General features: G+C 66.3%; 11 protein-coding genes. 4 read left to right on the plus strand and 7 right to left on the minus strand.

Annotated elements, in window-relative coordinates; translation table 11 throughout:
• Window positions 1-120: 120 nt before the first annotated feature.
• Complete coding sequence (locus QH195_RS01090; RefSeq protein ID WP_280433993.1) at window positions 121-309, minus strand: hypothetical protein; 189 nt, start codon at window positions 307-309, stop codon at window positions 121-123.
• Between the two features lie 103 nt (window positions 310-412).
• Between QH195_RS01090 and QH195_RS01095 the strand changes: the two genes are divergently transcribed.
• A complete protein-coding gene (locus QH195_RS01095; protein WP_280433994.1) occupies window positions 413-1,060 on the plus strand; it encodes an HdeD family acid-resistance protein in 648 nt (215 codons plus the stop codon).
• Between the two features lie 39 nt (window positions 1,061-1,099).
• Complete coding sequence (locus tag QH195_RS01100; protein WP_280424390.1) at window positions 1,100-1,639, plus strand: hypothetical protein; 540 nt, start codon at window positions 1,100-1,102, stop codon at window positions 1,637-1,639.
• A gap of 94 nt (window positions 1,640-1,733) precedes the next feature.
• Here the strand turns inward: QH195_RS01100 and QH195_RS01105 are convergent, their stop codons facing one another.
• The 4 genes from QH195_RS01105 to QH195_RS01120 all read right to left on the minus strand — a co-directional run bounded on the left by QH195_RS01105 (window position 1,734) and on the right by QH195_RS01120 (window position 4,367).
• Entirely contained in the window at window positions 1,734-2,210 is a 477-nt protein-coding gene (locus QH195_RS01105) for an OsmC family protein (protein ID WP_280433995.1), read from the minus strand.
• A gap of 41 nt (window positions 2,211-2,251) precedes the next feature.
• Window positions 2,252-3,133 carry an SCO6745 family protein gene (locus QH195_RS01110; protein WP_280433996.1) on the minus strand — a complete coding sequence of 294 codons (882 nt, stop codon included), beginning with the start codon at window positions 3,131-3,133 and terminating at the stop codon, window positions 2,252-2,254.
• Window positions 3,134-3,235: 102 nt separating this feature from the next.
• Window positions 3,236-3,727: an SRPBCC family protein gene (locus QH195_RS01115; RefSeq protein WP_280433997.1), complete on the minus strand. Its 492-nt coding sequence runs from the start codon at window positions 3,725-3,727 to the stop codon at window positions 3,236-3,238.
• A 103-nt stretch (window positions 3,728-3,830) separates the two neighbouring features.
• The gene (locus QH195_RS01120; protein ID WP_280423884.1) at window positions 3,831-4,367 is read right to left on the minus strand and encodes a winged helix-turn-helix transcriptional regulator; all 537 of its coding nucleotides are present in this window, start codon (window positions 4,365-4,367) and stop codon (window positions 3,831-3,833) included.
• A 57-nt stretch (window positions 4,368-4,424) separates the two neighbouring features.
• Here QH195_RS01120 and QH195_RS01125 point away from each other — a divergent pair, with 57 nt between their 5' ends.
• Window positions 4,425-5,069 (plus strand): dihydrofolate reductase family protein, encoded by a 645-nt coding sequence (locus tag QH195_RS01125; RefSeq protein WP_280423885.1) that lies wholly within the window; start codon window positions 4,425-4,427, stop codon window positions 5,067-5,069.
• Window positions 5,070-5,135: 66 nt separating this feature from the next.
• Here QH195_RS01125 and katG read toward each other — a convergent pair whose 3' ends face one another.
• Window positions 5,136-7,319: a catalase/peroxidase HPI gene (gene katG, locus QH195_RS01130; RefSeq protein WP_280433998.1), complete on the minus strand. Its 2,184-nt coding sequence runs from the start codon at window positions 7,317-7,319 to the stop codon at window positions 5,136-5,138.
• Between the two features lie 24 nt (window positions 7,320-7,343).
• Window positions 7,344-7,778: a Fur family transcriptional regulator gene (locus QH195_RS01135; RefSeq protein ID WP_280433999.1), complete on the minus strand. Its 435-nt coding sequence runs from the start codon at window positions 7,776-7,778 to the stop codon at window positions 7,344-7,346.
• Window positions 7,779-7,922: 144 nt separating this feature from the next.
• Here QH195_RS01135 and QH195_RS01140 point away from each other — a divergent pair, with 144 nt between their 5' ends.
• Window positions 7,923-8,279: a hypothetical protein gene (locus tag QH195_RS01140; protein WP_280434000.1), complete on the plus strand. Its 357-nt coding sequence runs from the start codon at window positions 7,923-7,925 to the stop codon at window positions 8,277-8,279.
• Window positions 8,280-9,230: the final 951 nt, after the last annotated feature.

Genomic DNA, 9,230 nt, shown 5'->3' on the forward strand with positions numbered 1-9,230 from the left:
CGAAAATCTTTTGCCGTTTTGTCACACCCCCGCCCTATGTAGAATATGATTCTACCCAGTGCGCGACCATGAATCTCTATGAGAAGAATCCAATTCTCATCGTGGTTGCGTGAGCCCGCATCAGACCGTGAATCGCGAGCCGGGGGGGGCCCGGGGGGCGCGGGGGGGGGGGGGGGGGGGGGGGGGGGCCCCCCGGTTCCTGGGCTGCGGGCGGCCGCCGGTGAGGCGGCCGATGAGGACTTCGGCGAAGGCGAGACCGATGAGCAGGCACACCAGACCGGGCAATGTCATCGCCCATACGATTCCCACCCGGTGATTGTACGGCGGCGGGAGCGGCCGGGCGGGTGGTTGCCGACAGGCGGATAGGGGCAACTGTTCGGCAATCCGGCCCGTCGGCCCATATCATTCAGCTATGCCGACCTACGAGGAAGCGAGGGCCGCTCCGGTGTTCGGTCGCGGTGTACGTCAGACGGTGCTGGCGATGGGGGTGTGTTCGGTGGTGATCGGGGTCGCGACGGTGGTGTGGCCCGATAAATCGCTGGGCGCGGTGGGGAATCTGTTCATGTTCTCGCTGCTGTGCAGCGCGGTGTCGTTGGCGACGGTGGCGGTGGGCAGCGACCTGGGTCGTTTTCCGCGGACTCTGCTGTTCCTGGCGGCGGTGGTGTCGCTGGTGACGGCCACGCTGTGCTTCCGGGCGGGGAACTGGACGCTGCTGCTGGCGATGTGGCTGGGTTTGGCGTGGTCGGTGCGGGGCATCGCCCATGCGGTGGCGGGGGTGTGGGACGACGACGAGGTGACCGGTCAGGGCAAACAGGAGTTGTTCGGTCTGGTGACGTTGGCCGCGGGCCTGGTGATCGCGGTGGCCCCGTTCGACAGTATCGAGATGCTGGCCGCGGTCGCGGGCTGTTGTATGACGGCGTTCGGTGCGCTGGAGGTGTGGACGGCGCTGCGTTCACCGCTGGCGGTGCGGTCGCCGGATTCGGACACGCTGACACCGGAACAGCATCTGACCTCGGTGATCGCGAGCGCTGGTGGTTCGGGAGGACGCGCCACGGACTGAACCGCCGGATCGGTCCCGGTTTCGCTACTCTTTCCTGCTATGGCGATCATTGCGAGCCATCGGATCATGCGCCTGCGTGCTCTTATCGAGCACCCCAATACCGGGGCCGACGAGCGGGCGACCGCGCAGCGGATGCTGGATCGGCTGCTGGCCCGCTGTGGTGGCGCGCCGGTCGGTGACCGCACCTACGGCGACCGCCATCACCGGGTCGGCAAACATGCGGATCTGCCGGCGGTGGCGGAGATGATCCGGGCCGATATCGCACTCGGGCGGATCATGTTCGCTCCGCAGACACGGCTCGGTGAGCCTGCGATCCGGGATCCGCTGGGCGATGCGCCGGTGCAGATCGAGATCACGGTGGATCTGCCGCATCACGCGTGTATCGATATCACCATCGACAAGGTGCCGCGGGAATGGGGCTGGGTGGTCGAGGACGGTATCGAGCGGGTCAGTCCGCAGTTGCAGGAGCTGGCAACAGAGCTGGCCGACATCATGAACGGCTACAACTTCGACGGCAGCGATATCGCGAAACGGTTCTTCGGCCGGGTCCGGATCCCGGAGCTGACCCTGGTCTGGTAGCGCATCGAGTTGCCGGGCGTACGATCCGCCGCAGCAGGGAATGGCCGCCGCCTACGCGGCGGCGGGGCGCCCGGCAGAATCCGGACGGGCGGGTTCACCCGCCGGCTACCGCTATCCGTGGGGTATGACTCACCGGGAAGTTCACCGAGGCCGCGATAAAGCATTTCGCCGCAGCGTCGCCGTGTAGTTCACGGGCCCGGTCGACCATATCGGCGGAGGCGACCGTCACCACCGGCCGCAGTTCCACGCCGGTGAAATGCCCGCCTCCGTCGGCGGTTTCCGCCATCGTCGCCTGGGCCTCGTCGTGGTATTCGAGCACCGTCACCCCGCTCACGGCGCACAGGTGCAGATACCACAGCAGATGGCATTGACTCAGGGCCGCGACCAACAGCAGTTCCGGGTTCCACCGGGTGTCGTCGCCGCGGAACGCCGGGTCCGCGGAGCCGACCAGGTCGGGGCGGCCGGGTGCACTTGTCACGTAGGACCGTTCGTAGGAGCGGTAGTCGACGGTTCCGGTCGTGCCCGCCCCGGTCCAGTCGGTGCGGCATCCGTAGTGGTGGGTCCGTGTCATATCCGCGATCCTGCCGGGCCGGGTGGGGTTCGTCGACTCGATCAGTTCGGGTCGGCGGCCTCGCCGAGGTCGAGCCCGATGGGGGTGACCCGAGGGATGTCTCCGGCCGCGATCACCGCGCGCGTCAACGGCCGCAGTGCACGCAGCAGTTCGTCGCGTTCCTCGGCGGTCAGGGCGGTGTAGGCGGAAGCGGCGGCGGCGTCGGTCTGTGTTTCGATACCGGCTTTCACCTCGGTTCCGCGGCCGGTGAGGGCACTGTCGGCGGCCCAGCCTCGGTTGTGGAGACCGTCCAGGCGTGCGGTCCATTCCTGGTCGTCGTAGTCGCGGGAGACGGTGTAGATGCCGCGGTCGGTGCCGTTGGCCAGTGCCTGCAGTACATGTGATTCCCGGCCGCCGACCCCGGCGGCGACGAGGGCGGCGATATGTCCGTCACCGCGGTGCTCCCGCAGCAGGGTCGCGGCGTACCAGAGGCGCGCGACCGGGTCGGTGGGTTCGGGTAGTGCTCGGTTGGCGGCGAACAGGGCCCGGCCTTCCAGTGGTGCCGTGGCGGCGGCGCGGCAGGCGAGTTCGGCGGCGGTGGCCAGGCCGGGGCTGTCGGCGAGTTCGCCGAGCTGGCGGCGCAGGGCCGCGGTGGCGCCGTGTTCGCGGGCGGTGAGCGCGGCCTGCGGCGGGGCGAATTCCCAGGCCGACGGTAGGGCTTTCGCGACCCGGTCGTAGGTGAAGTTGTAGAACAGGGCGTGCACGATTTCGGGCCCTACCGGGCCGAGTGGTGCGGCGCGGCCGGCGAAGTATCCCATCCAGAACCCGCGGTATCCGGCGGTTTTCAGGGCTTGGAGCGGTTCGGGGGAGAAGTAGGTGACCGCGTGCAGCGGTTCGAGCAGGCTCCAGGCCTGCCGGGCGTATGCGGGAAGAGCGGTACTCATGGCTGTGAAGCTACTCGCCGGGGCGCGGGCGAATCGCCGTTGCGGCGACGTGGATGCCGGCTCCCGATGAACCCAGCATGCTGTGAGATGAGCTGCGGAGGGTCAGTTCGTCGCTTCGCGGACGTCTTTTCCTTGTTCGGCGAACGCCTTGAAGTCCTGCATGTGTTGTTGTGACTGTTTACGGAAGGCGCCGGGCAGCAGAAGTGCGAGCAGCTTCATCAGGAAGCCGTCGAACCGGTATTCGTTCTCGCTCTCCCAGAGCGTCTTCTGCGGGCCGGCTTCGGTCAGCCGGTCGCGTACGGCGCTCCGCATGCCCTCGCCGACGATCTCGCGGTCGAAGTGAACGATGCTCGTTTTCGGGGTCTCGCGCAGGTCTGCCGGCTCCCGGCGGGTGATGGTCTCGGTGCACTCCATCGTGCGCCGGCCCATCTGCATCACGACCCGCGATATGGTGCCGAGCTGCCCGTGCTCCCCATTCAGCGGCTCGTGCAGTACCAGGCCCCGCAGCCATTTCGGCAGGTGTGCCGGGTCGGCGAGCAGTTCGGCCACCTTCTCCCGGGGCAGGGCGATCTCGATGGAGTCGGTGTATTTCATGGGCGCCTCGTTCCTTCTGCGTGTGGGCCGACGTGCTCCTCATGGTGCTCCTCGGCCGAGGGCGCCGCATCCTGTGTCCGTGACGAGCCACGGATATGTCCGCTCACATGTTCTGGTGTTCGGAAGCCCGGGCGGTCTCCTGGTAGGCGGCGGTCAGCTCGGCGAGTACGCCGTTCTCGGGCGCCGGCCGCCGATGCAGGTGGATATCGCGGAGTTCGTCCATGAAGCGCTGCCCGAGTTCGGGCCCACCGTCGGCGAGTAGTTGCGCGCGGATGGCGAGTTCGGGTGTGGTGGGTAGCCAGCGGGCACCCCAGGCGCCGAGTTCGGTGATCAGGGGGAGGAGCTGGATCGCGGCTTCGGTGAGGTGGTATTCGACTTTCTGCCGGTGGCTGGGGTCGTCGTCGCGGGTGAGCAGTCCGGCGTCGACGAGTTTGGCGAGCCGGGCGGCGAGCATATTGGAGGCGATTCCTTCCATAGAGGCACCGAGCAGTTCCCGGAAGTGGGTGTTGGCGCTGAACATGATGTCGCGCAGCACGATCAGGCTCCATCGGTCGCCGAGCAGTTCCATGGTCATGTTGATCGGGCAGCCGGATTTGCCGGGCGCCACGGACAGCAGCGGCGGAGAAACTGGTTGCATCATGAGACCAGTCTAGGTAGTTTCACAACCGGTTGCATATTGAAATCAGAAGGAGCTTCGATGAGCCCACTCGTACGTGTGCAGAATTTCACCGTCTCCACCGATGGCTACGGAGCCGGTACCGGCCAGAGCCTCGACCGGCCGTTCGGCCATGCGGATCCCGGGGTCATGATGGCGTGGGCCGGCGCCACCGCCAGCTGGCCCACCCGCACCGACCCCGGCGGCACCCGCGGCCTCGACGACTACTTCACCCGCGATTTCGCCCGCAATATCGGCGCGGAGATCATGGGACGCAACAAGTTCGGCCCCCAGCGCGGGCCCTGGGAGAACGACGACTGGCAGGGCTGGTGGGGTGACGAGCCGCCGTTCCACACCCCCGTTTTCGTCCTGACCCACCATCCGCGCCCATCGTTCACCCTGGGCGACACAACCTTCCACTTTCTCGACGCCACCCCGGAAAAAGCCTTGGAGCAGGCCTTCGCCGCCGCGGACGGTAAGGATGTGCGGATCGGCGGGGGTGTGGCGACGGTCCGCGAATTCCTGGCCGCCGACCTGATCGATACTCTGCACGTCGTCGTCGCGCCGAACGAACTCGGCGCGGGCGAGCGGCTGTGGGAGCGCCCCGAGGAGCTGCTCGACCGGTTCCATCTGGAGAAGGTGCCCAGCCCGAGCGGGGTCGTGCACCATTTGTTCTGGCGCCGCTGAACAGCGGAGTGCCCCGGATGTCCGAAGACCTCCGGGGCACTCGCCTCTGTCAGCCGGTGATACCGATCAGACCAGGTCGAATCGGTCCGCGTTCATCACCTTGTTCCAGGCCGCGACGAAATCGTGCACGAACTTCTCCTTCGCGTCGTCGGCCGCGTACACCTCGGCCACCGCACGCAATTCGGAGTTGGAGCCGAACACCAGGTCGTAGCGGGTGCCGGTCCATTTGACCTCGCCGGTCGCGGTATCGCGGGCCTCGAAGGTCTCCTGGGATTCGTCGGTGGATTTCCACTCCACACCCATATCGAGCAGGTTGACGAAGAAATCGTTGCTCAGGGTGCCGACCTTGTCGGTGAGCACGCCCTGCTTCGACTGCTTGTAGTTGGTGCCCAGGACGCGCAGGCCGCCGACCAGCACGGTCATCTCCGGTGCGGTGACGCCGAGCAGGTTCGCGCGGTCGATCAGCAGGTGCTCCAGCGGCAGCCGATGTCCCTTGCCGATGTAGTTGCGGAACCCGTCGGTCCGCGGTTCGAGAACCGCGAACGAATCCACATCGGTCTGATCCTGCAGCGCGTCGTTGCGGCCCGGGGTGACCGGTACGGTGACCTGCACCCCGGCTTCCTTGGCGGCCTGCTCGACACCGGCGGCACCGGCGATCACGATCAGGTCGGCCAGTGACACCTTCTTGCCGCCGGTCTGGGCGGTGTTGAACGATTCCTGGATCTTCTCCAGCGCACCCAGCACCGTGCCCAGCTGCTCGGGCTCGTTGACATCCCAGCTCTTCTGCGGTTCCAGCCGGATCCGCGCGCCGTTGGCGCCGCCGCGTTTGTCACTGGACCGGAATGTCGAGGCCGACGCCCACGCGGTGGACACCAGCTGCGGCACGGTCAGACCGGCGGCCAGGACCTGTTCCTTGAGTGCGGCGATATCGGCGTCGTCGACGACCTCGAAGTCCACGGCCGGGATCGGGTCCTGCCAGATCTGGATCTCGGCGGGGACCTCGGGGCCGAGGTAGCGTTCGATCGGGCCCATATCGCGGTGGGTCAGTTTGTACCAGGCGCGGGCGAACGCGTCGGCGAACTGCTCCGGATTGTCCTTGAAACGGCGTGAGATCGGCTCGAATTCGGGGTCGAAGCGCAGCGACAGGTCCGTCGTCAGCATCATCGGCTTCTTCTTCTTGGCCGGATCGTGGGCGTCGGGGATGATCTCCTCGGCGTCCTTGGCCACCCACTGGTTCGCGCCCGCGGGGCTCTTGGTGAGTTCCCATTCGTAGCCGAACAGGATCTCGAAGAAGTCGTTGGTCCACTGCGCGGGCTTGGTGGTCCAGGTGACCTCCAGGCCGCTGGTGATCGCGTCGCCGGCCTTACCGGAGGCGTGGGCGCTCTTCCAGCCCAGGCCCATCTGCTCGATGGACGCGCCTTCGGGTTCGGCGCCGACCAGGTCGGCGTCACCGGCGCCGTGGGTTTTGCCGAAGGTGTGCCCGCCGGCGATCAGCGCGACGGTTTCTTCCAGGTCCATCGCCATCCGGCCGAAGGTTTCCTTGATGTCCACGGCCGCGGCCAGCGGGTCCGGGTTACCGTTCGGGCCTTCCGGGTTGACGTAGATCAGGCCCATCTGGACCGCGCCCAGCGGGTTCTCCAGGTCACGTTCGCCGCTGTAGCGTTCGTCGCCCAGCCAAGTGGATTCGGGGCCCCAGTAGACGTCCTCGTCGGGCTCCCACACATCGGCGCGGCCACCGGCGAAACCGAACGGCGTGAAGCCCATGGTTTCCAGGGCGACGTTGCCGGCGAAGATCATCAGGTCGGCCCAGGACAGTTTCTTGCCGTACTTCTTCTTCACCGGCCACAGCAGCCGGCGGGCCTTGTCCAGGTTGCCGTTGTCGGGCCAGCTGTTCAGCGGCGCGAACCGCTGCTGGCCGCCACCGCCGCCGCCGCGGCCGTCGATGGTGCGGTAGGTGCCGGCGGAGTGCCAGGCCATCCGGATCATCAGCGGGCCGTAGTGGCCGAAGTCGGCGGGCCACCAGTCCTGCGAGGTGGTGAGAACCTGGGCGATATCCTTGCGGACCTCGTTCAGGTCCAAGGTTTTGAACGCCGCAGCGTAGTCGAAATCGGGTTCCATCGGATCCGAGGCGGGCGCGTTCTTGCGCAGGATCTTCAGGTTGAGCTGGTTGGGCCACCAGTCACGGTTGCCGGCACCCGTGGTGGGGTGTTTGGCCGCGAACGGGCACTGGCCTGTGGTGGTCTCGGACACTGCTTTCCTTCCGGTTGACAGGGGTCATTGCGGGCTGGACGACGTGGAGCAGGTGGGACACAGGCCCCAGTAGATGACCTCGGCTTCTTCGATGGTGAAACCGTGGTCGTCGGCGGCGGTCAGGCACGGCGCCGCTCCCGTGGCGCAATCGACATCGGTGATGGCGCCGCAGGACCGGCAGACGAGGTGGTGGTGGTTGTCGGCGACCCGGGTTTCGTAGCGGGCCACCGAACCGGTGGGCTGGATACGGCGTAGCAGGCCTGCAGCCGTCAATGCCCGCAGCACGTCGTAGACGGCCTGCTGGGAGACGGCACCCAGGGTGGTCCGTACCTGCCCGATGATCGTGTCGGTATCGGAATGCGGGTTGTCGCATACGGCGTTCAGCACCGCGAGCCGTGGAGCGGTCACACGCAGCGCGGCGTCACGCAGCATGTTCTCGAACTCCGCGGTGGTGGTCACAGCCCGAAGCCTACCGCTTTTCTGGAATCAATCAAGTATCAGTATCTATCCAGAAAACGCCCGGGATCGGTGTTCGGCCGGTACGATGCGCGCAACACCGACGATCTCGCGGAAGAACCCGGCCCACCCAGGAGGTGGAGAGTAATGCGTCTCCCTGTCCGCCGCAGGACAATCGCCACACTCGGCGTTCTCGCCGCCCTCGCCGCGCCCGCATTCACCACGGGCCCGGCCGCTGCGCAACCCTCCTACTACGCCCCCGAGATGACTCCGTGCGACCACCTGTTCCGCAACCCCCTGGACGCACCCCGCCCCGGCACCGCGGTCTTCTGGAGCCCGTTCGGGGCCACCGGCATCGTCTGCTACGACAACGGGACAGGTCTGGCCGACTACTACCAGCGCGACCCGTGGGGCGCCTGGCACGATATGAACGAACTGGCCCCGGGTCACTTCTTCTACAGCGTGTTCACCACCGGCATCCCCGACGCGGCGCACTGGCGCTGACCCGGCCACCCGCAGGCATCGCTCCTTGCTCGCAGGGTCGGTGAGTACTCGCCACCTGCATGCACCGCAGCAGCCACCGGCACTACAGCCACCAGCCATCCGGTGCGTGGTGCCGCCCGGGAGGTCGTTCACAGCCGCACCGGCACTTCTTTTTATCGACACCGGGCGATGAAGAAAATTCGCGAGCCCTGGGCGCCGCCAAGCGATTTCACAACCGCCCCCGCCCCGCGCAGAACGCAGAAAATAAATACCCATTGCGCCGCTTGTCGAAACTTGCTTATCATTGCCTTCTCAGCTGGTCGTCAGAACGCGAGAGTGCTCCGGCGACCGCCGGTCCGAAATGCCCTCACCGGCAGATCGGGCGGAAAACGATGAATCCTCCAATTGTCGGGGTTGCGGGGAATCCATAGCGCGAATTCGACGACAGTGCGGTCGCCGAATGTTGCTGGAACAAACTGGTACATAGGCACGCCACTTCCCAGAAGGCGATCCGGTGCAACCAATGAATTCCACACCCGTCAGCTTCCTGCTCGCCACGCCCGGCTCAGGGTCGAGACACGGCCGTGACCTGCGATCATCACGCCGATCAGGGCAGGATCACCGAAGCGTGCATCCCGCGATTCCGATGCACGCCGGGTCCGCCGCGAGCCCACCCGGTCAGCGCCGTGTCCGGCGCAGGAACCATATTCCGGAGCCCAGCGCCGGCCATACCGGAGAACGTCCGGCATTCACGCCCGCGACCTTGTACTCCGGTATTGACCGACAGGCTTCTACACGAAATCAATAACCGTCAGGTCTCAATTATCCAAGGTGATTTATCACGGGTTCACCACAAAACATTCACCACTACAGAAAATCACAGTAATTGACGCACCGCATTCCCTGCGGGCGGCATTCGGTGCCACTCGACCGAAATCCTCTTCGCTTTTCCGCCGGTAATGCACGTTCTTT

Source organism: Nocardia carnea, from assembly GCF_029868855.1.
Classification (GTDB): Bacteria; Actinomycetota; Actinomycetes; order Mycobacteriales; family Mycobacteriaceae; genus Nocardia; species Nocardia carnea_A.